17 protein-coding genes are annotated in these 24,958 nt (G+C 62.6%); 10 read left to right on the top strand and 7 right to left on the bottom strand.

What is annotated here, in order from left to right; translation table 11 throughout:
- Position 1 precedes the first annotated feature (1 nt).
- A complete protein-coding gene (locus ACZZZU_RS00695; protein WP_463549409.1) occupies positions 2-1,708 on the bottom strand; it encodes a glutamine--tRNA ligase/YqeY domain fusion protein in 1,707 nt (568 codons plus the stop codon).
- 122 nt (positions 1,709-1,830) lie between these two features.
- On the opposite strand from ACZZZU_RS00695, the gene ACZZZU_RS00690 reads away from it, so the two are divergent.
- From ACZZZU_RS00690 to ACZZZU_RS00680, 3 genes are all read left to right on the top strand, one after another.
- On the top strand, positions 1,831-2,328 hold the full coding sequence (locus tag ACZZZU_RS00690) for a peptidylprolyl isomerase (RefSeq protein ID WP_122495364.1): 498 nt from the start codon (positions 1,831-1,833) through the stop codon (positions 2,326-2,328).
- An 8-nt stretch (positions 2,329-2,336) separates the two neighbouring features.
- Complete coding sequence (lpxH, locus tag ACZZZU_RS00685) at positions 2,337-3,065, top strand: UDP-2,3-diacylglucosamine diphosphatase (RefSeq protein ID WP_463552083.1); 729 nt, start codon at positions 2,337-2,339, stop codon at positions 3,063-3,065.
- Positions 3,066-3,408: 343 nt separating this feature from the next.
- Entirely contained in the window at positions 3,409-4,842 is a 1,434-nt protein-coding gene (locus ACZZZU_RS00680) for a hypothetical protein (RefSeq protein WP_463549408.1), read from the top strand.
- Between the two features lie 42 nt (positions 4,843-4,884).
- Here the strand turns inward: ACZZZU_RS00680 and pyrF are convergent, their stop codons facing one another.
- Entirely contained in the window at positions 4,885-5,583 is a 699-nt protein-coding gene (gene pyrF, locus ACZZZU_RS00675) for an orotidine-5'-phosphate decarboxylase (RefSeq protein WP_463549407.1), read from the bottom strand.
- Between the two features lie 174 nt (positions 5,584-5,757).
- Between pyrF and ACZZZU_RS00670 the strand changes: the two genes are divergently transcribed.
- Positions 5,758-7,287, top strand: a complete 1,530-nt coding sequence (locus ACZZZU_RS00670) for a sigma-54-dependent transcriptional regulator (RefSeq protein ID WP_463549406.1) — start codon at positions 5,758-5,760, stop codon at positions 7,285-7,287.
- Positions 7,288-7,888: 601 nt separating this feature from the next.
- On the opposite strand, the gene sodC is transcribed toward ACZZZU_RS00670, so the two are convergent.
- Positions 7,889-8,428, bottom strand: a complete 540-nt coding sequence (gene sodC / locus ACZZZU_RS00665; RefSeq protein ID WP_463549405.1) for a superoxide dismutase [Cu-Zn] SodC — start codon at positions 8,426-8,428, stop codon at positions 7,889-7,891.
- A 353-nt stretch (positions 8,429-8,781) separates the two neighbouring features.
- Here sodC and gcvH point away from each other — a divergent pair, with 353 nt between their 5' ends.
- From gcvH to gcvT, 4 genes are all read left to right on the top strand, one after another.
- Positions 8,782-9,165, top strand: a complete 384-nt coding sequence (gene gcvH, locus ACZZZU_RS00660; protein ID WP_122495353.1) for a glycine cleavage system protein GcvH — start codon at positions 8,782-8,784, stop codon at positions 9,163-9,165.
- 10 nt (positions 9,166-9,175) lie between these two features.
- Entirely contained in the window at positions 9,176-12,031 is a 2,856-nt protein-coding gene (gene gcvP, locus ACZZZU_RS00655) for an aminomethyl-transferring glycine dehydrogenase (protein ID WP_463549404.1), read from the top strand.
- Positions 12,032-12,115: 84 nt separating this feature from the next.
- Entirely contained in the window at positions 12,116-13,492 is a 1,377-nt protein-coding gene (locus ACZZZU_RS00650; protein WP_463549403.1) for an L-serine ammonia-lyase, read from the top strand.
- 179 nt (positions 13,493-13,671) lie between these two features.
- Positions 13,672-14,793, top strand: a complete 1,122-nt coding sequence (gcvT, locus tag ACZZZU_RS00645; protein WP_463549402.1) for a glycine cleavage system aminomethyltransferase GcvT — start codon at positions 13,672-13,674, stop codon at positions 14,791-14,793.
- Between the two features lie 744 nt (positions 14,794-15,537).
- Here the strand turns inward: gcvT and ACZZZU_RS00640 are convergent.
- From ACZZZU_RS00640 to ACZZZU_RS00625, 4 genes are all read right to left on the bottom strand, one after another.
- Complete coding sequence (locus ACZZZU_RS00640; RefSeq protein ID WP_463549401.1) at positions 15,538-18,627, bottom strand: error-prone DNA polymerase; 3,090 nt, start codon at positions 18,625-18,627, stop codon at positions 15,538-15,540.
- Complete coding sequence (locus ACZZZU_RS00635) at positions 18,624-20,048, bottom strand: Y-family DNA polymerase (protein WP_463549400.1); 1,425 nt, start codon at positions 20,046-20,048, stop codon at positions 18,624-18,626. The genes ACZZZU_RS00640 and ACZZZU_RS00635 overlap by 4 nt, the downstream gene beginning before the upstream one ends.
- 7 nt (positions 20,049-20,055) lie before the next feature.
- The gene (gene imuA / locus ACZZZU_RS00630; protein ID WP_463549399.1) at positions 20,056-20,706 is read right to left on the bottom strand and encodes a translesion DNA synthesis-associated protein ImuA; all 651 of its coding nucleotides are present in this window, start codon (positions 20,704-20,706) and stop codon (positions 20,056-20,058) included.
- A gap of 664 nt (positions 20,707-21,370) precedes the next feature.
- Positions 21,371-21,991 (bottom strand): TetR/AcrR family transcriptional regulator, encoded by a 621-nt coding sequence (locus ACZZZU_RS00625; protein WP_463549398.1) that lies wholly within the window; start codon positions 21,989-21,991, stop codon positions 21,371-21,373.
- A 195-nt stretch (positions 21,992-22,186) separates the two neighbouring features.
- On the opposite strand from ACZZZU_RS00625, the gene ACZZZU_RS00620 reads away from it, so the two are divergent.
- Together ACZZZU_RS00620 and ACZZZU_RS00615 are read left to right on the top strand one after the other, a co-directional pair.
- Positions 22,187-23,977 carry an acyclic terpene utilization AtuA family protein gene (locus ACZZZU_RS00620; RefSeq protein ID WP_463549397.1) on the top strand — a complete coding sequence of 597 codons (1,791 nt, stop codon included), beginning with the start codon at positions 22,187-22,189 and terminating at the stop codon, positions 23,975-23,977.
- A gap of 101 nt (positions 23,978-24,078) precedes the next feature.
- Positions 24,079-24,957, top strand: a complete 879-nt coding sequence (locus tag ACZZZU_RS00615) for an SDR family oxidoreductase (protein WP_463549396.1) — start codon at positions 24,079-24,081, stop codon at positions 24,955-24,957.
- The last annotated feature ends 1 nt before the right edge of the window (position 24,958 follow it).

The raw sequence follows: 24,958 nt of genomic DNA, 5'->3' as shown, positions 1-24,958 counted from the left end.
CTCACGCCCACGAATCGCGCAGGGTCACGGTGCGGTTGAACACCGGCCGGCCAGGTTGCGAGTCTTTGATATCGGCGCAGAAGTAACCTTCACGCTCGAACTGGAAGCGGTCTTCCGGCTTGGCCTGGGCCAGCGACGGCTCGGCGCGGCAGCCGGTGAGCACTTGCAGCGAATCGGGGTTGATGTTGTCGAGGAAGCTTTTGCCCTCTTCCGCTTTCTCCGGGTTTGGCGAGCGGAACAGGCGGTCGTACAGGCGCACTTCGCACTCGATGCTCGCCGCAGCCGGCACCCAGTGGATCACGCCTTTGACCTTGCGGCCTTCCGGGTTTTTGCCGAGGGTGTCCGGGTCGTAGGAACAACGCAGCTCGACGATGTTGCCGTCGGCGTCTTTGATCGCTTCGTCGGCGCGAATCACGTAGCTGCCGCGCAGGCGCACTTCACCGCCCGGCTCCAGGCGCTTGTAGCCTTTTGGCGGCTCTTCCATGAAGTCGTCGCGGTCGATGTAGATTTCGCGCTCGAACGGCAAGGCGCGCACGCCCATGTCGTTTTTCGGGTGGCAGGGCAGCTCGAGTTTTTCGACCTGACCTTCCGGGTAGTTAGTGATCACCACTTTCAACGGACGCAGCACGCACATGGCGCGCGGCGCGTTGTGGTCGAGGTCGTCACGAATGGCGAATTCGAGCATGGCGAAATCGACCACGCCGTCGGAACGGTTGGTGCCGATCATTTCGCAGAATTTGCGGATAGACGCAGCCGTGTAACCGCGACGGCGGAAGCCCGACAGCGTCGACATGCGCGGGTCGTCCCAGCCATTGACGTGCTTCTCGTCAACCAGTTGCTTGAGCTTGCGCTTGCTGGTCACGGTGTAGCTCAGGTTCAGGCGCGAGAACTCGTACTGACGCGGCGTGGCCGGGACCGACAGGTGCTCCAGGAACCATTCATACAGCGGGCGATGGCCTTCGAATTCCAGGGTGCAAATGGAATGGGTGATGCCTTCAATGGCGTCCGACTGGCCGTGGGTGAAGTCGTAGTTCGGGTAAATGCACCAGGTATCGCCGGTCTGGTGGTGATGGGCGTGACGAATGCGATAGAGGATCGGGTCGCGCAGGTTCATGTTGGGCGACGCCATGTCGATTTTGGCGCGCAGCACGCGAGCGCCATCTTCGAATTCACCGGCTTTCATGCGCGCGAACAGATCGAGGTTTTCCTCAACCGAGCGGTCACGGAACGGGCTGTTCTTGCCAGGCTCGGTCAGCGTGCCGCGGTATTCCTTGGCTTGCTCGGGGCTCAGGTCATCCACATAAGCATTGCCGGCCTTGATCAGCTCAACGGCCCAGTCATGCAACTGGTCGAAATACTGCGAGGCGTAACGCACATCGCCGTTCCACTGGAAACCCAGCCACTGCACGTCGCTTTTAATGGCGTCGATGTATTCCTGGTCTTCCTTGGCCGGGTTGGTGTCGTCGAAGCGCAAGTTGCACACGCCACCAAACTCCTCGGCCAGGCCGAAGTTCACGCAGATCGATTTGGCGTGGCCAATGTGCAGGTAACCGTTAGGCTCCGGCGGAAAACGGGTGACGATCTGGGTGTGTTTGCCGGATTCGAGATCAGCCTGAACGATTTGGCGCAGGAAATTGGCAGGAACAACGGGGGCAGCTTTGCCATCAGCAGCAGGAACGGCGGCGGAGTCGTGAGTAGGCTTGCTCATAGGATCCTTGAACGTACAGGTGCGCAGCCAGGGTAGGCCGACCAAAACAAAGCGCTTATCATAGCCGAAGCTGTCAACCCCCTGACAGGCCTTCGAATTTGTCGACAGAGTGGATTTTTCCCATGATCAAGCTGCACACCAACCACGGCGTTATCACCCTGAACCTGTTCGCTGACAAAGCGCCAGAGACCGTTGCCAACTTCGAGGAATACGTGAAGGCTGGCCATTACGACAACACCGTTTTCCACCGCGTTATCAGCAATTTCATGATTCAAGGCGGCGGTTTCGAGCCTGGCATGAAGCAGAAAGCCACACGCGCCACCATCAAGAACGAAGCCAACAACGGCCTCTCCAACAAAGTAGGCACCGTGGCCATGGCCCGCACCATGGAGCCGCATTCGGCCTCCGCGCAGTTCTTCATCAACGTTTCCGACAACAACTTCCTCGACCACAGCGCGCCGACCGTTCAAGGCTGGGGCTACACCGTATTCGGTGAAGTGGTTGAAGGCATGGACGTAGTCAACAAAATCAAAGGCGTGGCCACCACCATGAAGTCCGGCCACCAGGACGTACCGGTTGATGACGTGATCATCGAACGCGCCGAGATCGTTGCTGAGTAAGCCGTTTGATCACTCTTCTGATCTCGGATCTGCACCTTGAAGAACAACGCCCGGACATTACCCGGGCGTTTGTGCATTTTCTCGCCGGCCGCGCCCGCACGGCCGGCGCCCTTTATATCCTTGGCGATTTCTTCGAAGCGTGGATTGGCGACGACGCCATGACCCCGTTTCAAGCCTCGATCGCCCAGGCCCTGCGCGAATTGAGCGACAGCGGCACCGCCATCTACCTGATGCACGGCAACCGCGACTTTATGCTCGGCCAAGGTTTTTGCCGCGCCGCCGGCTGCACCTTGCTGGCCGACCCGACGAAAATCGAACTGGGCGGCGAACCGGTTTTGCTGATGCACGGCGACAGCCTGTGCACCCGCGATGAAGCCTATATGCGCCTGCGCCGCTACTTGCGCCACCCGCTGACCCTGTTCATTTTGCGCAACCTGCCGCGCCGCACGCGCGAACGGCTGGCGCGCAAACTGCGCAAGGAAAGCAGCGCACAAACGCGGATGAAAGCGGCGGATATCGTCGACGTTACGCCTGAAGAAGTGCCGCGTCTGATGGCGCAATACGGCGTGCGCACCCTGATCCACGGCCACACCCACCGCCCCGCCGTTCACCGTTTGCAAGTAGACGGCGAAGCGGCACGACGAATCGTGTTGGGCGATTGGGATAAACAGGGCTGGGCGTTGCAGGTGGACGATCAGGGGTTTGCGTTGGCGGCCTTTGAGCTTCCCGGGGCCTGACGACGAACTATCCGCACCGTAGGAGCGAGCTTGCTCGCGAATGGATGCGCGTGCCGACCATGAGCGTTGGCCTTGGTACCGCTTCGCGAGCAGCTCGCTCCCACGGGGTTAGTTTCTCGATAACGCCAGCTCAGCCATAGCCTCGCGCACCTTTGCGCTAAATGCCCATCCCTTTCTCATACCCCTCGGCGAAAAAAACCTTACGCACGAAGAAGACGTTCCTTCACGCCTCAGAGACAGCCTGCTTATTGCCTTTATGTGGTGAGCGAGTCTGGCGCTCCGGGTCCCGCAACACCTTATGCGGGCCCGGCGCCACCTCATCTCCACATCAGGGACATATGCCATGAACAGGCTCACCACTCCCCGCCTTACCGCCCTCAGCCTGGCTTGTTGCGCCAGTCTGACGCTAGCGTCCGCCGCCCATGCCTCGCACAACGGAAAATTACTCACGGGTAATGAGGTTCCCGATTGGGCCGTTGGCAACCAATACCAGTGTTCTGGAACTTTGGTTACGCCGCGTGTCGTGATCTCGTCTGCCGAATGCCTTTATTCCACCGGTTACTTCCATCGCAAGACCGGACTCAACTATTCCGGCACGACGATTCCCTTTCCCACCATTCAAAACGTGTGGGGCAACGTTAGCGTATTCATCACGGACGAAAAATTTGGCGGCTCCTCGTCCATCGAGACCGCCCCGGTCGCCAGTTACGCCGAGCAACGCAAAAAGCTGATTAATGGCAATGACTCGCTTACCGAGGGAGCCCGCCTGGAGTTCTACACCACAGACTCATTAGGCGTATTTCCCGGCCAGAGAGCCAACCGGCAGATGCGCCTAATTGATGCTTACGTCGATTGGAGCACATACAAGGGCAACCTCAGCGCGGGCGATGTGGTTCCCGATGGGCCTCCACTCATCTACCGCTCCATGGCCGCATACATGATGTCGGACTTTGAGTTCGCCAATACCTTCTCGTATCTCTTTGACGTGGCCGGACCTGGTTTCGCGTACTTTGACGTCGACGACGCGATCATCCTTACCGCTGGTCTGCCTGACTGGTCCCGAAACATTGACCCGCCAATTCGAGATTCCGGGGCGGGCATATTCCTGCGTGAAGCCAACGGCAAACGCGCGTTGGTGGGCACATCGTTCCGTGGTTGGGGTCATGTGCGTCTTAGCCACTATTGGCCATGGGTAGTCAAAACGCTGGTAGACAAAGGCCTACATGACGACGCTCGGATATTGAGCCAGAAGGTTCTAGGAACCAGCGAGTGGGGTGACCACGTAGGCGAGTTCGGCCAGATCTTCGTCTACGACAACCCCTACAGCAGGCGCCTTGAGTACATGCGCCTGGTAAATGTCGCCGCAAACGGTAGTTATGGGGCTTTCCCCATCAATCAGCGGGACAACGAGACGTGGGAATACTTGGGAACGGACCTTCCCGATATGGAGCAAGCCACCCGGCCTATCAGGCAGTGGAACCCCAACAATCTCTCAGAGGCTTTGGGCGGTGAATTCTTCGTCTATAACAACCCGCACACCCACGACGTCGAGTATTTCCGTCTCAAGGCATCTGGGCGGTATAGCTATTTCCCAACCAATAAAACCAGTAACGCCGAATGGACGTATCTGGGTACTAACCTTCCAACCCGCGAAATGAAGTTCGCCGGCCTGAATGTTCAGTCCGACGAGTCATATATCCAATCAGGGGAAAGCACATCAAGCGCGAAGCCCGGCATGCAAGCGGATCAGGGCATCATAGCCATGCCGGCGCAATAAAGTTGAAAGCCCAAAGGGCTCAAAAACGAGCCCTTCTGGGCGTTACGCCAATTCAGCCACAACTGCCGCCAGCGCTTGCGAAGGGCTGGCGGCCTGGCTGATTGGACGACCAATCACCAAGTAATCCGACCCCGCATCCAGCGCCTGACGCGGCGTGAGGATGCGGCGCTGATCGTCTTGCGCGCTGCCCGTCGGACGGATGCCGGGCGTTACCAGCTGCAGATTCGGGTGCGCCGCTTTCAACGCTTGCGCTTCCTGGGCCGAACACACCAGCCCATCCATGCCCGCCTTCGACGCCAACCCGGCCAGGCGCAATACCTGCTCCTGCGGCTCGATATCCAGACCGATACCGGCTAGGTCTTCACGTTCCATGCTGGTCAATACGGTGACGCCAATCAGCAGCGGCGTCGGGCCGTTGAACTTGTCCAGCGTTTCGCGGCAGGCCGCCATCATGCGCAGGCCGCCCGAGCAGTGCACGTTCACCATCCACACGCCCATTTCCGCCGCGGCTTTTACTGCCATGGCGGTGGTGTTGGGGATGTCATGAAATTTCAGGTCGAGGAACACCTCGAAGCCTTTGTCACGCAGGGTGGTGACGATGTCCGACGCGCAGCTGGTGAACAACTCCTTGCCGACCTTGACCCGGCACAGCGCAGGATCGAGCTGATCGGCCAGCTGCAATGCAGCTTCGCGGGTGGGGAAATCCAGGGCGACGATGATAGGAGTCTGGCAGGCGGACATGGGCGACGGGTCTCGGAGGTCGGTGATGTGTGCGGTGGTCGAAATCGGCGCGCATTGTAGCGCAAGCCACCCGCGCTGCGGCATGGCCGGCGATCAGCATTACCGGCTTGGCCAAGCCGGGCGGTAAACGGGCATACTTGCCCGGTCATTTTTCACGCAGACGCCGCCACCCGCATGCGCATTCACGTCACCTTTATTGACCGCGTTGGTATCACCCAGGAAGTACTCGCCCTGCTTGGCGGGCGCAATCTCAACCTGGATGCCGTGGAGATGATTCCGCCCAACGTCTACATCGACGCCCCGACCCTGAGCCCGCAAGTGCTCGAAGAATTGCGCGACGCGTTGCTGCAAATAAACGGTGTGCAGAGCATGAACGTGGTCGACATCCTGCCCGGCCAGCGCCGCCGCCTGCAGCTCGACGCCCTGCTCGCGGCCATGACCGATCCGGTGCTGGCGGTGGACGATTCCGGCCACGTGCTTCTGGCCAACCCGGCCCTCACCGCGCTGTGCGGCCACGAAGCGGCGGGCGAACCGCTCACTGCGTTGTTCGACGACGAAGGCCTACAACAGGCGTTGATCGACCACGGCTTTCGCCTGCCCATGCGCGAAGTGTCGTTAAAAGGCCAGGCGCTGTTGCTGGATGCCATGCCCATCACCGACAACCTGGCCAGCGAGCAACCGCACCTGGCCGGCGGCCTCCTCACGCTTTACCTGCCCAACCGCATCGGCGAGCGGCTGTCGGCGCTGCACCACGATCACGCCGAAGGTTTCGACTCGCTGCTTGGCGACTCGCAGCCAGTGCGCAACCTCAAAGCCCGCGCCCAGCGCATCGCCACCCTTGATGCGCCGCTACTGATTCGTGGCGAAACCGGCACCGGCAAAGAATTGGTCGCCCGCGCTTGCCACGCTCTGAGTCCACGCCGTAACGCGCCGTTTCTGGCGTTGAACTGCGCAGCACTGCCGGAAAATCTCGCCGAGAGCGAACTGTTCGGCTATGCCCCCGGCGCTTTTACTGGCGCCCAACGCGGCGGCAAGCCCGGTCTGTTGGAGTTGGCGCACCAAGGCACGGTATTTCTCGACGAAATCGGTGAAATGTCGCCCTACCTGCAAGCCAAGCTGCTGCGCTTTCTCAGCGACGGCAGCTTCCGCCGCGTGGGCGGCGATCGGGAAATGAAGGTGGATGTACGCATCCTCAGCGCCACCCACCGCGACTTGGAACACATGGTCAGCCAGGGCAGCTTTCGTGAAGACCTGTTCTACCGCCTCAACGTGCTGACCCTGGGAGTACCGCCGTTGCGCGAGCGCGGCCACGACATTCTGGTGCTCGCCCGCCACTTTATGCAGCAAGCCTGCGCCCAGATTCAGCGCCCCATCTGCCGCCTTACGCCTGGCACTTACCCGGCGCTGCTGAGCAACCCGTGGCCGGGCAATGTGCGGCAACTGCAAAACGTCATCTTCCGCGCCGCCGCCGTGTGCGACAGCCCGTTGGTGGACGTGGGTGATCTGGATATCGCCAGCACGGCCGTCGCCACGCCGGGCGATGGCGAGGTGCGCAGCTTGGAGGAAGCGGTGGACGGGTTTGAGCGGGGGCTATTGGAGAAGCTGTACGCCAGCTATCCATCGAGCCGGCAGTTGGCGGCGCGGTTGATGACGTCGCATACGGCGATTGCCAAGCGGCTTAGGAAGTATGGGATTTCGAAATAGGCGGTTAAACCGGAGCTTTGGATTCTGGATCGTCGCAGAGTCGGCTGCGCGGGAATGACGGTGGTTGGGGCTACGTAAGTCGTACCGTCCTTACCAGTCATCCCCTTTACACCCGTCATCCTCGCGAAGCGGGGATCCAGTATTTCGGACTGAACGCCGCTACAAGGCCAACCGCGTCATGCCCAAGAGGAAAGGTGGGAGCTTCGTGATAAGCGCCACATCCGAAACTCTGGATTCCCGCGTGCGCGGGAATGACGGTGGTGGGGCTACGTGAGTCGTACCGTCCCTACCAGTCATCCCCTTTACACCCGTCATCCCCGCGTAGGCAGCGGTCCGACGATTCGGGATCCCGTATTTCGGACTGGACGCCGCTCCAAGGCCAACCACTGTCATGCCCAAGAGGAAAGGTGGGAGCTTCGTGATAAGCGCCACATCCGAAACTCTGGATTCCCGCGTGCGCGGGAATGACGGTGGTTGGGGCTACGTGAGTCGTACCGTCCCTACCAGTCATCCCCTTTATACCCGTCATCCTACGAACGCGGCGGTCCGACGATTCGGGATCCAGTATTTCGGATTAGAAAGAGCTAGACCGCCAACCCACTCACTTAATCACCCCACACGCAAACCGAGCCCCGCCACCGCCCAACGGCGCCGGATGATCCGCGTGGTTATCACCACCGGCATGCACCATTAACGCATGCCCTTCCAATTCCGAAAGCTTCTTCAAACGCGGCGCCAGCACAGGTTGGGTGGCCTTGCCGTCGGCCGTCACGAACAACGCCGGCAAGTCGCCCAGATGGTTGCCGTCTTCCCATGGATACCCATGCTTACCGGTTTTCTTCGGATCCCAATGCCCACCCGCCGCGCCGGCCGGGGTCAGTTTGCCGTCCACTTCAGCCGCGTCACAGCTCGGGTTCATGTGCAGGTGAAAACCGTGAACGCCCGGTTGCAGGCCTTCCAGCGTCGGGGTGAAGACCAGGCCGTACTTCGATTCGGTGACCACCACCTTGCCCACCGCCGCGCCTGCGCCTTTTTCCGTGGCCTGGTTGAGATCAACGGTGAGCGAGTCGGCAGCCTGAGCGGTGCCCAGGGCGCACACGGTCAAAGCGGCGGCGAGCAAAGAGCGAGAGAGCTGTTGCATGGCAAACATCCTATTTTCCAAGGGCAGGACTTTTACTGACTGCCCCCTGCCCGCTCGGGTTCCCCTACGCCCGCGTTGTAACGCTATCAATACACCGGAACGAATTCATTACATGGTCCGCGACAGCTAGGTGCTTCAAGGGTCGAAAGCAATCTAGCGTGCGACTGCCACGTCGCCGTATCGTTTTCATTCCACACCCGCTGGCGCCGAAATCCCCCACACCCCGCAAAGCCGCGCCCTGCTTGCGGCCACCCAACCTGGCACCGCCCTTGCTAACAGCTATAGCCATTACTCCAAGCGATGCCCCGCTAGCCTTTATAAAAGCGGGCACGCCCTTGACCATAGGAAGCGACATGAGCGAATTGCGATTCACCAGCGAACACGAGTGGCTGCGTCTGGACAGTGACGGCCTGGTTACCGTCGGCATTACGCCCTACGCTCAAGAAGCCCTCGGTGATGTGGTGTTTGTGCAATTGCCGGAGCTCGGCGCCCATGCCACGGGCAGCGAAGTGGCGGTGCTGGAGTCGGTGAAAGCCGCCAGCACCATCGCCATGCCGGTGGACGGCGAAGTGATTGAAGTGAACGCCGCCCTGGAAAACGCGCCGGAAACCGTGAACGAAGATGCCCTTGGCGCCGGCTGGTTCTTCCGCATGAAGCTGGCCGATAACAGCGTGCTGGCCACTCTGCTCGACCAAGCCGCCTACGACCGCCTGCTGAAAGCCAACGACGACGCCTGAGACGACGATAATGACCATTTCTCTCGACACCCGTAACGAATTCATCGCCCGTCACATTGGCCCGCGTGAGCGTGATATCGCCGCCATGCTGCAACGCCTGGGCTACGACTCGCTGGAAGCCATGAGCGCCAGCGTGATCCCCGACAGCATCAAGGGCACCAGCGTGCTGAACCTGCCCGAAGGCCTGAGCGAAACCGCTGCCCTGGCAGAAATCAAAGCCATCGCCGACAAGAACCAGCAGTTCAAAACCTACATCGGCCAGGGCTACTACGGCACCCTGACCCCGGCGCCGATCCTGCGTAACCTGCTGGAAAATCCGGCCTGGTACACGGCGTACACCCCGTACCAGCCAGAAATTTCCCAAGGGCGCCTGGAAGCGCTGCTGAATTTCCAGACCATGATCTGCGACCTCACCGGCCTGCAAATCGCCAACGCCTCGTTGCTCGACGAAGCCACCGCCGCAGCCGAAGCCATGACCTTCTGCAAGCGTCTGGCGAAAAACAAAGCCAGCCAGGCCTTCTTCGCTTCGCAACACTGCCACCCGCAAACCCTCGACGTGCTGCGCACTCGCGCCGAGCCGCTGGGCATTGACGTGGTGGTGGGCGACGAAACCGCCATTGAAGACTTCTCTGCCTACTTTGGTTGCCTGCTGCAATACCCGGCCAGCAACGGCGACATTTTCGACTACCGCGCCCTAGTGGAACGCTTCCACGCCGTCGGCGCGCTGGTGGCCGTTTCCGCTGATTTGCTGGCCCTGACCTTGCTGACCCCGCCGGGCGAGTTCGATGCCGACGTGGCACTGGGCAGCGCCCAACGCTTCGGCGTGCCGCTGGGCTTTGGCGGCCCGCACGCCGCTTACTTCGCCACCCGCGACGCATTCAAGCGCGACATGCCGGGCCGTTTGGTCGGCGTGTCTATCGACCGTCACGGCAAGCCGGCTTTCCGTCTGGCCATGCAGACCCGCGAGCAACATATCCGCCGCGAAAAGGCCACCAGCAACATCTGCACCGCGCAGGTTCTGCTCGCCAACATCGCCGGTATGTACGCCGTGTACCACGGCCCGCAGGGCCTGACCGACATCGCCAAGCGTGTGCACGTGCTCACCGTGATCGCCGCCAAAGGCCTGGCGCAGCTGGGCTTGCCGGTCGCGCAACAGCACTTCTTCGACACCGTGACGCTGAACACGGGCGCCCGTACTGCCGAGCTGCACGCCAAGGCGTGGGCCGCGCAGATCAACCTGCGCCAGATCGACGCCGCGCAACTGGGCCTGTCGCTCGACGAAACCACCACACAGGCCGACATCGAAGCCCTGTGGGCCCTGTTCGCCACTGATGGCCAGGCGCTGCCGGATTTCGCCGCCCTCGCTGCCAACACCGGCCTGCAACTGCCCGACGCCTTGCTGCGCTCGTCCAGCTTCCTGCAGCACCCGTCGTTCAATCGCTATCACTCGGAAACCGAGCTGATGCGCTATCTGCGTCGCCTGGCGGACAAAGACCTGGCCCTGGATCGCACCATGATCCCGCTGGGCTCGTGCACCATGAAACTCAACGCCGCCAGCGAAATGCAGCCCGTCACCTGGAGCGCATTCGGTGCCCTGCACCCCTTCGTGCCGGCCGAGCAAAGCCAGGGCTACCAGCAGCTCACCGACGAACTGGAAGCCATGCTCTGCGCTGCCACCGGTTACGACGCCGTGTCGCTGCAACCCAACGCCGGTTCGCAAGGTGAATACGCCGGCCTGCTGGCCATTCGCGCCTACCACGCCAGCCGTGGCCAGGGCGAGCGTGACATCTGCCTGATCCCCTCCTCGGCCCACGGCACCAACCCGGCGACCGCCAACATGGCCGGCATGCGCGTGGTGGTCACCGCCTGCGACGCCCGTGGCAACGTTGACGTGGAAGACCTGCGCGCCAAAGCCCTGGAACACAAAGACCGCCTCGCCGCGTTGATGATCACCTACCCGTCCACCCACGGCGTGTTCGAAGAAGAAATCCGCGAAATCTGCGCGATCATTCACGACAACGGCGGCCAGGTGTACATCGACGGCGCCAACATGAACGCCATGGTCGGCCTCTGCGCACCGGGCAAGTTCGGCGGCGATGTTTCTCACCTGAACCTGCACAAAACCTTCTGCATTCCCCACGGTGGTGGCGGCCCGGGCGTTGGCCCGATTGGCGTGAAATCGCACCTGGCGCCGTTCCTGCCAGGCCACGGCCATATGCATCGCAAAGAAGGCGCCGTCAGCGCCGCGCCGTTTGGCAGCGCGAGCATCCTGCCGATCTCGTGGATGTACATGAAAATGATGGGCGGCGAAGGCCTCAAACGCGCTTCGCAGCTGGCCATTCTCAGCGCCAACTACATCGCCAACCGCCTCGAAGAGCACTTCCCGGTGCTGTACGCCGGCAGCAATGGCCTGGTGGCGCACGAATGCATCCTCGACCTGCGCCCGCTGAAAGAAACCAGCGGCATCAGCGTTGATGACGTGGCCAAGCGCCTGATCGACTACGGCTTCCACGCGCCGACCATGTCGTTCCCCGTGGCCAACACCCTGATGATCGAGCCGACCGAAAGCGAATCCAAGGAAGAGCTGGACCGCTTCTGCGACGCCATGATCAGCATCCGCAACGAAATTCGCGCCATCGAACGCGGCGAAGCAGACGCCCAGGACAACCCGCTGAAAAACGCCCCGCACACCGCTCAGGAACTGCTCGGCGAATGGCCGCACGTTTACAGCCGCGAGCAAGCCGCCTACCCGGTGGCCAGTCTGGTGGAAGCCAAGTACTGGCCGCCCGTGGCACGCATCGACAACGTCTACGGCGACCGCAACCTGGTCTGCTCCTGCCCGTCGATCAGCGAATACGCTGAGTAATAAAGCAATCGCGGCTGAACCGGAAAGCCGGACCGGCAGTCCGGTTCAGCCGCGATACGCCCCGCCGCATAACCCGAGGTCTGTATGGCACTCAGCGTGTTTGACCTGTTCAAGATCGGTATCGGCCCCTCCAGCTCCCACACGGTCGGGCCCATGCGCGCCGCCGCGCGGTTTGCCGAAGGGCTGCGCCGCGACGACCTGCTCGGCGCCACCCACAGCGTGAAAGTCGAGCTCTACGGCTCGCTTGGCGCCACGGGCAAAGGCCACGGCAGCGACAAAGCGGTGTTGCTCGGCCTGGAAGGCGAACAGCCCGACACCGTCGACACCGCCACCGTCGACGCCCGTCTGGCAACCATTCGTAAAAGCGGCCAGCTCAATCTTCTGGGCGAAAAATCCATCGCCTTTGTGGAAAAACAACACCTGGCGATGATCCGCAAACCCTTGCCGCAGCACCCCAACGGCATGATCTTCCGTGCCTTCGACGAGGCAGGCCTGCAACTGCGCAGCCGCGAGTACTACTCCGTCGGTGGTGGTTTTGTGGTGGACGAAGACGCCGCCGGCGCCGACCGCATTGTTGAAGACAGCACCGTGCTGCCCCATCCGTTCACCACCGGCGCACAGCTGCTGGGCCATTGCTCCGCCCATAACCTGTCGATCAGCCAGGTAATGCTCGCCAACGAAAGCGCCTGGCGCCCGGAAGCCGAAACCCGCGCTAGGCTGCTGTATATCTGGCAAGTGATGCAGAACTGCGTCGAAGCCGGCTGCCACAACGAAGGCATCATGCCCGGCGGGTTAAAAGTGAAACGGCGAGCAGCGGCGCTGTACCGGCAATTGCGCAACAGCCCGGAAGCTTCGCTGCGCGATGCGTTGTCGGTACTCGATTGGGTGAACCTGTACGCCCTGGCCGTCAATGAAGAAAACGCCAGCGGCGGCCGCGTGGTCACCGCGCCCACTAACGGCGCGGCCGGCATCGTGCCTGCGGTGCTGCATTACTACGTGCGCTTCATTCCCGGCGCCAACGACGACGGCGTGGTGCGCTTTCTGCTCACCGCCGCTGCCATCGGCATCTTGTACAAAGAAAACGCCTCCATCTCCGGTGCCGAAGTGGGCTGCCAGGGTGAAGTGGGCGTGGCCTGTTCCATGGCCGCCGGCGCCTTGTGCGAAGTGATGGGTGGCAGCGTGGCGCAAGTGGAAAACGCTGCGGAAATCGGCATGGAACACAACCTCGGCCTCACCTGCGACCCCATCGGCGGATTGGTGCAGGTGCCGTGCATCGAACGCAACGCCATGGGCTCGGTGAAAGCCATCAACGCCGTGCGCATGGCCCTGCGTGGCGACGGGCAGCACTTCGTCTCCCTCGACAAAGTGATCCGCACCATGCGCCAGACCGGCGCCGACATGAACAACAAATACAAAGAAACGGCGCGGGGCGGGTTGGCGGTGAACATTATTGAATGTTGAACACCGCGTCGCCTGCTGCCCTCACCCCCAGCCCCTCTCCCGGCACGGGCGAGGGGAGCAGATTGGCGAGCGGGCCGATAAATCGAATACCCCATAGATCAGTCCCCTCTCCCGCCGGCGGGAGAGGGTTAGGGTGAGGGGCCTTTCCCCCGCCAGAACACATTTCAAGGAGCAAACCCATGTCCACCGAAAACCTGGCCAAAACCCCTCTCCACGCCCTGCACCTGGAACTCGGTGCGCGCATGGTGCCGTTCGCCGGCTACGACATGCCGGTGCAATACCCGCTCGGCGTGCTCAAGGAACACCAGCACACCCGCGACCAGGCCGGCTTGTTCGATGTGTCGCACATGGGCCAGATCGTGCTGCGCGGCGCCAACGCCGCCCGCGCCCTGGAAACCCTGGTGCCGGTAGACATCATCGACCTGCCCGTGGGCATGCAGCGCTACGCCATGTTCACCAACGAAAACGGCGGCATTCTCGATGACCTGATGGTGGCCAACCTTGGGGACGACACGCTGTTCCTGGTGGTCAACGCCGCCTGCAAAGACCAGGACCTGGCCCACCTGCAACAGCACCTGAGCGGCCAGTGCGAAGTGATCGCCCACTTCGACCGCGCCCTGCTCGCCCTGCAAGGCCCGGCCGCCGTCACGGTGCTGGCGCGCCTGGCGCCGGAAGTGGCGGGCATGACCTTTATGAACTTCCGCCCGGTGACGCTGCTGGGCGTGGACTGTTTCGTCAGCCGCTCGGGCTATACCGGCGAAGACGGCTACGAGATTTCCATTCCCGCCGACCAGGCCGACACCCTCGCCCGCGCCCTGCTGGCCGAGCCGGAAGTACAAGCCATCGGCCTCGGCGCCCGCGACTCGCTGCGCCTGGAAGCCGGCCTGTGCCTGTACGGCCACGACATGAACACCGACACCACGCCGATTGAAGCCGGACTGCTGTGGGCCATCTCCAAAGTCCGCCGCGCCGATGGTGCCCGGGCCGGTGGTTTCCCTGGCGCGGCGCGGGTGTTTGCGCAGCAGCAGGATGGCGTGGCGAGCAAGCGCGTCGGCCTACTCCCGCAGGAGCGCACGCCGGTGCGTGAGGGCTGCGAGATTGTGGATGCCGATGGGGTGGTGATTGGCCGTGTGTGCAGCGGTGGTTTTGGGCCTAGCCTGGGTGCGCCGTTGGCGATGGGGTATGTGGATGCGGGGCACAATGCGCTGGAGAACACGGTGTGGGCGTTGGTGCGGGGCAAGCGGGTGCCGATGAAGGTGGCGAAGACGCCGTTTGTACCGCAGCGGTATTTCCGGGGGTAAGGTGCCCCCCCCCCGCTATCCCACCACCCCGCTCGACGCCGAACTTCCGTCACCCCGCGCACGCGGCGGTCCGACGATTCGGGATCCAGAGTTTCCAGTCGAACGAGGTGGTGGCACAAACCCCCGTCATTCCCGCGCAGGCGGGAATCCAGAGTTTCCAGCCGTACACCGATGTGAAGTGCGGCGGTATTCATTACCGAGTGCGCTGAACATTCTTTTCGCGCCTTACGCGCTTTTCAACCAAACCTCCGTCATCCTCGCGCACGCGGTGGTCCGACAATTCGGGATCCAGAGTTTTGAGTCGTATGCATTGGGTACGGACGGAGGTATTCATTACCGTGTGCCTGAACGTTTTGTTTCGCGCCTTACGCGCGACTCACTTTTTCCAGTCGCCGGTATGCCGGACCATGAAAAAGTAAGCAAAAACGCTTGCCCCTACCTTGGGTCTACGCTTCGCTCCGACTTCCCTCCCTCCGTCGCCACTCCGGGGGCCGGACTAGGCGTCCCCGCGATAAGGGCCATCCATGGCCCGACACGCCTTTCGCGGCTCCCGGCCGCTCAACCCCCTACGCGTCGACTCCACTCGGCCTGCGATGAATGGGGCGGGTAGATCACAAGCCAGATCACAAGCCAGATCACAAGCCAGATCAGAAGCGGCAGATCCAAAGCATCGCGGCTGAAGCCGCTCCTACAGGTTCGGCGTTGGCTCTTGTGGGAGCGGCTTTAGCCGCGATGCTTTTGGGTTTAATGAAAATTCCGACTACTCACGTCCAGCCCACTCAAGAGCGGCGTGAGGTCGTACAGGCGTTTGGCGATCAGGTGTTGCACGCCATCTTTGGCTTCCAGCTTCCCTTCAACTTGCATGAGGCTGGAGCCGACCAGCACCCGCCGTTGCCGTTCAGCCAGGTCGTTCCAGACCACGACGTTGACCATGCCAAATTCGTCTTCAAGGGTGACGAATATCACGCCACTGGCGGTCTGTGGCCGTTGGCGGCCGCGCACCAGGCCGGCCACCCGTACGTTGCTGCCGTCTTCGGTAACGGCCAGTTCCGCTGAGCTGCGGCAGCGGCGGTTGCGCAGTTCGCTGCGTAGCAGGCGCAAGGGGTGCGGGCCGAGTGTGGTGCCCAATGTGGCGTAGTCGACCCACACGTTTTCCACCACGCTCGGCGCGGGCAAGGCGACGCTGTCGTCTATTAAGGGCAAGTCGGCGAATAGCGGCGCCTGGGCTTCGACGCCGGCCACGGCCCAGCGGGCGTTGTGCCGGTGGCCGGCCAGGCTGCGCAGGGCGCCGGCGTCGGCAAGCAGTTCGCGGGCGCGGGCGTCAAGGTGGGCGCGTTGGATCAGTTCGCTGACGTTTACGAACGGCCCGCGCGCCCGCACTTCAACCACGCGCTCGGCGTCGTCCTGGCGCATGCCTTTGATCATGCGCATGCCCATGCGAATGGCCGGGTCGCCGCTGCGCTGCGGGTCATCGTCGGCAAATTCCAGGGAGCAATCCCAGGTGCTGATTTGTACATCCACCGGGCGGATTTCGATGCCGTGGCGGCGGGCGTCTTGCAGCAGTTGGTCAGGGCTGTAGAAGCCCATGGGCCAGCTGTTGATGAGGGCGCAGATGAACGCCGCCGGTTCGTGGCATTTGAGCCAGCAACTGGCGTAGGTGAGCAAGGCGAAGCTGGCGGCGTGGGATTCGGGGAAGCCGTAGCTGCCGAAGCCTTTGATCTGCTCGAAAATACGCGCGGCAAACTCGGCGCTGTAGCCGCGTTCGAGCATGCCGCTGGTCAGCCGTTCACGGTGCGGTTCCAGGCCGCCGTGGCGTTTCCAGGCGGCCATGGAGCGTCGTAGCTGATCGGCCTCGCCGTGGGAATAACCGGCCGCCACCACCGCCAGCTCCATCACCTGCTCCTGAAACAACGGCACGCCCAGGGTGCGCTCAAACACGGCGCGCAAGGCCTCGGAGGGATAGGTCACTTCCTCTTCGTTATTACGCCGGCGCAGGTACGGATGCACCATGTCGCCCTGAATCGGCCCCGGCCGCACGATGGCGACCTGAATCACCAGGTCGTAGAACGTTCTCGGGCGCAGGCGCGGGAGCATGGCCATTTGTGCGCGGGATTCGATCTGGAACACGCCGATGGTGTCGGCGCGGCTGATCATTTCGTAGGTGGCCGGGTCTTCGGCGGGAAGGGTCGCCAGGGTCCACTTTCGGCCTCGGTGGTAGTTGATCAGGTCAAAGGTGCGGCGAATGGCGCTGAGCATGCCCAGGGCGAGAATGTCGACCTTGAGCAGGCCCACCAGGTCGAGGTCGTCTTTGTCCCATTGAATGATGGTGCGCTCGGCCATGGCGGCGTTTTCCACCGGCACCAGGGTGCTTAACGGCTGCTCGGAAATCACGAAGCCGCCGGGGTGTTGAGACAGGTGACGGGGAAAGCCGATCAGCTCGCCCGTTAACGCCAGCACCCGGCGCAGTTCCGGCAAGGTGGGGTCGAAGCCGGCTTCGCGGAGGTCGTCCAGCGGCGGGCCGTCTTTGCTCCAGCGCCCGCAGCAGTCGGCCAGGGCATTGATTTGGTCGGGCGGCAAACCGAGGGCGCGGCTGACGTCACGCACCGCGCCGGCGCCGTGATAAGTGCTGGCCACGGCGGTGAGCGCCGCCCTGCCCCGGCCGTAGCGCTGGAAGATGTATTGCAGCACTTCTTCGCGGCGGTCGTGTTCGAAGTCGACGTCGATGTCGGGCGGCTCGTTGCGTTCTTTGGAAAGAAAGCGCTCGAACAGCATATTCATGCGCGCCGGGTCGATTTCGGTGATGCCCAGGGAAAAACACACCGCCGAGTTGGCCGCCGAGCCACGGCCCTGGCAGAGAATGCCTTCACCACGGGCGAAGCGCACGATGTCGTGCACGGTGAGGAAATAGCTTTCGTACTTCAGCTCGGCGATCAGCGCCAACTCGCGTTCCACCAGGTCGATGGCCTTTTGCGGAATGTCTTCCGGCCAGCGCCAGCGCATGCCTTTTTCAGTCAGGTGACGCAGCCAGGAGCTAGCGCTGTGGCCTTCTGGCACCAGCTCGCGCGGGTATTCGTATTTCAGCTGGTCGAGGCTGAAGGTGCAGCGCGCGGCGATGTTCACGGTTTCGGCCAGCAGCGCCGGTGGGTACAACGCCGCCAGTGCAGATAAGGGCCGCAGGTGTCGTTCGCCGTTGGCAAACAAACGCAGCCCGGCCTCGGCCACGGTGCAGTGGTGGCGGATGGCGGTCATGGTGTCTTGCAGGGCACGGCGGCCACGGGCGTGCATGTGCACATCGCCGGTCGCGACGGCGGGAATATTCAAGCGCTCGGACAGGCTCAGCAAATTCTGTAGCCGACGGTCATCGTCCGGCCCGCAATGCAGCTCCACGGCCAGCCACAGCGTTGGCGCAAAGCGCGCACGCAGCCAGGCGCCCTGTTCGTCGACGTCGTCTGCCAGGTCGGCCAGCCACAAGGCGCACAGGCCATCCAGAGGCCCGTCGAAATCTTCGCGCAGCACCCGGTACTGGCCTTTTTCGCTGCGGCGTCGGCCTTGGGTAATCAGCCGGCACAGGTGTTGATAGCCGCTGAGGTTTTCTGCCAGCAGCACAATTTTCGGGCCGTCTTCCAAGCTGAATTCGCTGCCGATAATCAGCGGCAGCCCGGTTTCTTTGGCTGCCTGCCAGGCCCGCACAATGCCGGCCAGGGTGCATTCGTCGGTAATCGCCAGCGCTTGGTAACCGTGGCGTTTGGCCCGTTCGAACAGCTCTTTGGCGCTGGAGGCACCGCGCTGAAAACTGAAGTTGCTCAGGCAATGCAGCTCGGCATAGGCGCTCATGAAAACCAGCCCTGGACCATAAACGGCCCCGCTTCTTCGCGGCTGCTGACGCTGCGATAGGCCCACACACGCTGGCCGCTGCGGGTTTGCAGCAGGTAATAGTCGCGGCGGATGTCGCCACCGTCCCACCAGCCAGACTCAATGCGCTCGGGGCCGGCCAGCACCTGCGGCGCCCGCTCGCGCAAGGGCTGTGCTTCGGTCAGCAGCCAGCCGGGGCGCGCGGCGTTGGCGGTCACTGGTGGTGCCTTGGTGCTGTCGTTGGCCAGCCAGGCGCATTCAGGCCGGTGGTCGGCGTGTGCCTGAATGCCATGCACGGCGTCATCGCCCAAACGCGCGCGCAGGCGTTCGCGCAGTTGCGCCCAGGGCACCGATTGTTGCGGGCGCTCGTCAAACAGCTCGCGGTGTTCGGGCACAAAGGCGGGCAGATCTTTGGCTTGCAAACTGATGGCCCGCACCGGCGCCTGCACCACCAGCCGTTCCAGGCGACCACGGGCCAGTTCAAAGAGCAGGTTCGGCTCGCGCTCGGCGCTGAGCAGGCCGACGTCGACCTGGCTGCGCGTGCCGTCGACATGCTCCAGGTGCAGCACAAACCCCAGCACGCCGCTGTCACGCCCGGCCAGGAAAGCCGCCAGGTCGGCGGTTAAACGGCGCAGGGGAAAGAGCAGTGCCTGGGTCGATTCCACATCGAAGTTCAGCTCGATGCGTATCTCGAAATGCTCCGGCGGCTGGTAGCAATCGAGCGCCACCGCGCGCTGGCCGAGCAAGGTGTCCAGGTGCAACAGCAGCGCGGCGTCGAAGCGCTTGGCCAAGGTATGCCGGGGCAGCGCCAGCACATCGTGCAGACGACGCAGACCCATGCGCGCCAGGGAACTGGCGGTTTTGCTGTCCAGCCCCAGGCGATTGAGCGGCATGGCGCCGAGCACCTCGTGCAGCGCCTGGCTGTCGCTCACGGCCAGGCCGTCATAGGCATTGGCGAGCATGCGCGCGGCCACGGGATTGGGCGCAGCCACCAGGCGATGACGAAAGCCCAGGGCCGTCAATTCGCTGCGCAAGCGCGCCTCAAAACGCGGCCACGGGCCAAACAACGCGAGGCTGGACTCGATCTCCAGCAGCACGGCACGCGGATAACGCAAGCTGACCTGGGAGCTGAAGGAATACGCCCAGGCGGCGAGGAACTGATGCCACTTGGCGATGGCGCTGTGGTCGTATTCCACCTGAACGAACTCACGGCTCAGGGCCAGCGCGGTGGTCAGGCTTTGCCCCGGCTTCAAGCCCAGCTCGCGGGCGGCGTCGTTCACCGCTTGCAGCACCCGGCGTTGGGGCGTGCCGCTGATCAACGCCAGCGGCGCCTCGGGGTTGTCGCAAGCCCGTAACACGGCATCCAACGCCAACTGCGGCAACACAATGCACACCCAACGCATAACCGCCTCAACGCGCCAAAGGCACAGGCATGGCCGGCGCCAACCCGCCCCGGCACTTGAGCACCCGCAACTGCGCCGGCTGGGTGTCGATGGCAATGCGCAGCGCAGCCGGCGACGGGTTCACCGCCTCCTTCAGCGAGCGATAAGCAAACGCCAGGGTTTGCCCGGTTTCCGCCGCCACCTGCAACCGACGCAGCGCGCGGTCATCCGCCTGCTGTGGCCAGCCCACCACGGCCCCGCAACTGCCCGAACGCAAACACTGCTCCGTCGCCCACAACGCATCGCGGCCATTGGCTTGAATGATGCTGACCCAGCGCAAATCCACCCCGGCCGCGAGCCACGCCTGCGGAAACGGCACCCCCGGCGGCGCCACCAACACCACGCGCTCACCGGCTGAGGTCAAGCGCGCCAGGGTCGGCCACAGCAGCTGCAACTCGCCAACGCCGGGCGCGCCCAGCAAAATTTCACTCAACGCCCCCTCCGGCCAGCCGCCGGTCGGCAACAACGCATCCAACCCCGCATGCCCCGTCGCGATATGCCCCGCCTGCTGCGGCATGGCGCGACCCTTCCACACACGACGACGCTCCAGCAACGCATCAAGAGAGACGACATTGCCTGCCACAGCGGAGTCAGCAAGAGAAGGAGAGGTAGGAAACATGGTAAAGCTCAATCGGAAATTACTGTATGGGTATACAGTAAACCTAAATCCACAGGGGCTGGTCAATGGAGACCGACAAGAGGTGTGAAGGAAGAAAAACATCGCGGCTAAAGCCGCTCCTACAGGAAATGTGCCGTCTGTAGGAGCGGCTTCAGCCGCGAGCATTTGATCTAACGCTTGTGATCCAAGCCTTTGATTTTGTTTGTGATCTAAGCCGTTGATCTTGCTTGTGACTTGGCTTGTGATCTACCCGCCCCGCTCATCGCAGGCCGAATGGAGTCGGTGCGCAGGGGGTTGAGCGGCCGGGAGCCGCGAAAGGAACATCGGGCCATGGATGGCCCGTTGTGACGGCCCCCGGAGTGGCGATGGAATGAGGGGACCTGGAGCGCAGCGGAAGGCCAAGGTAGGGGCTAGCGTTTTTGGTTACTTTTGAGTGGTCCGGCATACCGGCAATGACAAAAGTGACTCGCGCGTAAGGCGCGAAACCAAACGTTCAGCGAATACGGTAATGAATAACGAATAACGAATGCCGCTGCCCGGTGCTCGACTCCAAATTCTGGATCCCGAATCGTCGGACCGCCGCGTTCGCGAGGATGACGGAGGTAGGTTGAGATGCGCGTAAGGCGCAAAACCAGAGTCATTTGGTATGACGATAAAAACCACCCTACCCCTTAATCACCAAACTCAACGCCTCCTTCGCCAACTCATCCAAACTCATCGGCCCATCCGCCCGAAACCACGTCGTACTCCACGACAACGCCCCGGTCAGAAACCGCCGCTGCACAAACGGATCCCCAGTGAAATACCCGGCGTCCTTGGCCTCTTGCAGCACGGCCAGCCAAATCTGCTCATACGTGTCACGCAAATCCAGGATGTACGCCTGCCCTTCCGGCGACAGCGACCGCCATTCATACACCAACACCGCCATGGCCTCGCCGGTGCCGCCCATGATCGATTGCAGTTCACAGCGGATCAGCGCCAACACGCGTTCGCGCACGTCGCTGGCGTCGGCCAGGGCGGCGGTCATCAGGGCGGTGTTGTAGCGGATGGTTTCCTCCATCACCGAACGAAGAATCTCGTCCTTGCTCTTGAAGTGATGAAAGATGCTGCCCGATTGAATACCCACCGCGCCTGCCAGGTCGCGCACCGTGGTGCGGTCGTAGCCTTTGCTGCGGAACAGGTGGGCAGCGGTTTGCAGCAGTTTGCCGCGCGCGCTGTCCGGGTCGGTTACCTGACCGGCGACCACCAGGTCGTGCATCACCGTTTGGGCTTGTTGCTCATCCACGCGTATTCCCCCTAGCCCAACGCCCGGCCTTAAAGGTGGCAAGTGCTTGTCGGCATTGGTGAAATTTAAGCGTGAAGGGTTTACCAAGCAAGCGCTTGGCCGTGCTTTCGTTGAGAAAGACAAAAACAGGGCTTCCATAACCAAGCGCTTGCTTGGTATGGTCGGCATATCGATCGGCAAACGGGCACAATTCCAATGACTAAAACCGTACGCATCGGCTGCGCTTCCGCGTTCTGGGGCGACACCTCCACCGCCGCCGCCCAATTGGTGAATGGCAGCGAGCTGGATTACCTGGTGTTCGATTACCTGGCCGAAATCACCATGTCGATCATGGCCGGCGCGCGCATGAAGAACCCGGAACAAGGCTACGCCGGCGACTTCATCGAGGTGCTCGCCCCTCTGCTGCACACCATCGCCAACAAGAAAATTCGCGTCATCAGCAACGCCGGCGGCGTCAACCCGCAAGCCTGCGCCACCGCGCTGGCGGCGGCCTGCGAGAAAGCCGGGGTGGCGCTGAAAATTGCCGTGCTGCATGGCGACAACCTGCAAAGCAAACTCCCCGACTTCTATAAAGCCGGCGCCCGCGAAATGTTCACCGAGCAGCCGTTGCCGCCGATGTGCGTGTCGGTGAACGCCTACCTCGGCGCGCCGGGCATTGTCGAAGCGCTGGCCCTGGGTGCCGACATTGTCATCACCGGCCGTGTGGTCGACAGCGCCGTGGTCAGCGCCGCGCTGGTGCACGAGTTCGGCTGGAGCTGGCAGGACTACGACAAACTCGCCCAAGCCGCCCTCGCCGGCCACATCATTGAATGCGGCGCGCAGTGCACCGGCGGCAATTTCACTGACTGGGAAAGTGTGCCGAACTACGAGCACATCGGTTTCCCGCTGATTGAAGTCGTCGCCGACGGCAGCTTTGTGGTCAGCAAACCCGCGGGCACCGGCGGCCTGGTCACGCCATTTACCGTTGGCGAGCAGATGCTCTACGAAATCGGCGACCCCCGCGCGTACCTGTTGCCCGATGTGGTGTGCGATTTCACCCAGGTGCAGCTCAGCCAGGTCGACACCGACCGCGTGCACGTTCAGGGCGCCAAAGGGCTGCCGCCTACGCCGCAGTACAAAGTGTCGGCCACCTACCCCGACGGTTTCCGCTGCACCGCCAGTTGCCTGATTGCCGGCATCGATGCGGTGAAAAAAACCGAGCGCGTCAGCCAGGCCATCCTTAATAAAACCGCCGAAATGTTCGCCGACCGTGGCTGGCCCGGTTACGTGGAAACCCACGTTGAATTGCTCGGCAGCGAAGCCACGTACGGCCCCCACGGCCAGCGCCACGACAGTCGCGAAGTGGTGGTGAAACTGGCCGTGCGCCACGCCAAGAAAGAAGCCCTGATTCTGTTCTCCCGCGAAATTGCCCAGGCAGCGACCGGCATGGCGCCTGGTCTGACCGGCATCGTTGGCGGCCGCCCGACCGTGTACCCGGTGATTCGCCTCTTCTCGTTTCTCGCCGACAAAACCGCGTGCGAGCTCAGCGTCGACATCAACGGCGAACGCCACCCCGTCACCCTGCCCGCTGTCGATGCGCTGAACATCGCCGACCTGCGCGAAGGCGAGGAAGCGCCCGTGGCGGTGGAACTGGCCGACGCCAGCGTGCCGCTGATCAAACTGGCCGTGGCGCGCTCCGGCGACAAAGGCAACCACAGCAACATCGGCGTGATGGCCCGCGAGGCTGAGTACCTGCCCTGGATCGCGGCGGCGCTGACCGTGGAAGCGGTAGTCGACTGGATGCGCCACGTACTCGACCCCATGACCGGGCGCGTCAGCCGCTGGTATTTGCCTGGTTGCCACGGCTTCAACTTCCTGCTGGAAAACGCCCTCGGCGGCGGCGGTGTCGCCAGCCTGCGCATCGACCCGCAAGGCAAAGCGTTTGCCCAGCAACTGCTGGAATTCCCGGTGCCGGTGCCGCAGGCGTTGGCAGATAAATTGAAGTGAGCAACGCGACCCTGTGGGAGCGGCTTCAGCCGCGATGCTGTTGCCTTGAAGAGCATCGCGGCTGAAGCCGCTCCCACACGTACAAAAATCGAGAGCCGAACATGACCTACGACTCCATCTACAAGCCCAACCTCTTCAGCGGCCAAACCATCATGGTCACCGGCGGCGGCAGCGGCATTGGCCGGGCCACGGCGCATGAATTGGCGTTTCTCGGCGCCCATGTGGTGCTGATCGGGCGCAAGTGGGAAAAGCTGCAGGCCACTGCCGAAGAAATCATTGCCGATGGCGGCAGCGCCAGCTGGAAGGCCTGCGACATTCGTGAAGAAGAGGTGGTCAAGGCGATGGTCGCCGAGGTGCTGAGCGAGCACGGGCGCATTCACCACCTGGTCAACAATGCCGGCGGCCAATACCCGGCGCCGCTGGTGTCGATCAATCAGAAAGGCTTTGAAACCGTGGTGCGCACCAACCTGGTGGGCGGCTTTCTGGTGGCCCGCGAAGTGTTCAGCCAGAGCATGAGCAAACACGGTGGCAGCATCGTCAACATGCTCGCCGACATGTGGGGCGGCATGCCCGGCATGGGCCACTCCGGCACCGCCCGCGCCGGCATGGAAAACTTCACCAAAACCGCCGCCGTGGAATGGGGCTACGCCGGCGTGCGGGTCAATGCCGTGGCGCCGGGCTGGATCGCCTCAAGCGGCATGGACACCTACCCCGACTCGATGAAAAACATGATCCGCTCGCTCAAGGATCACGTACCGCTGCAACGCATCGGCACCGAATCGGAAGTGGCCTCGGCCATCGTCTTTCTGCTCACCCCGGGCGCCAACTTCATCAGCGGCAACACCGTGCGCATCGACGGCGCCGCCAGCCAGGGCAGCCGCGCCTGGACGCTGGGCAAGGCGAAAAGCGCCGAGTCGTACAACGGCTTTCACCGCGCCTACCTGCCCGACGTGCTGAAACCTGCGGATAACAAGGAGTAAG

Source organism: Pseudomonas sp. AC136 (assembly GCF_979258585.1).
The sequence above is the reverse complement of the archived record's forward strand: the minus strand, read 5'-3'. Positions and strand labels throughout refer to the sequence as shown.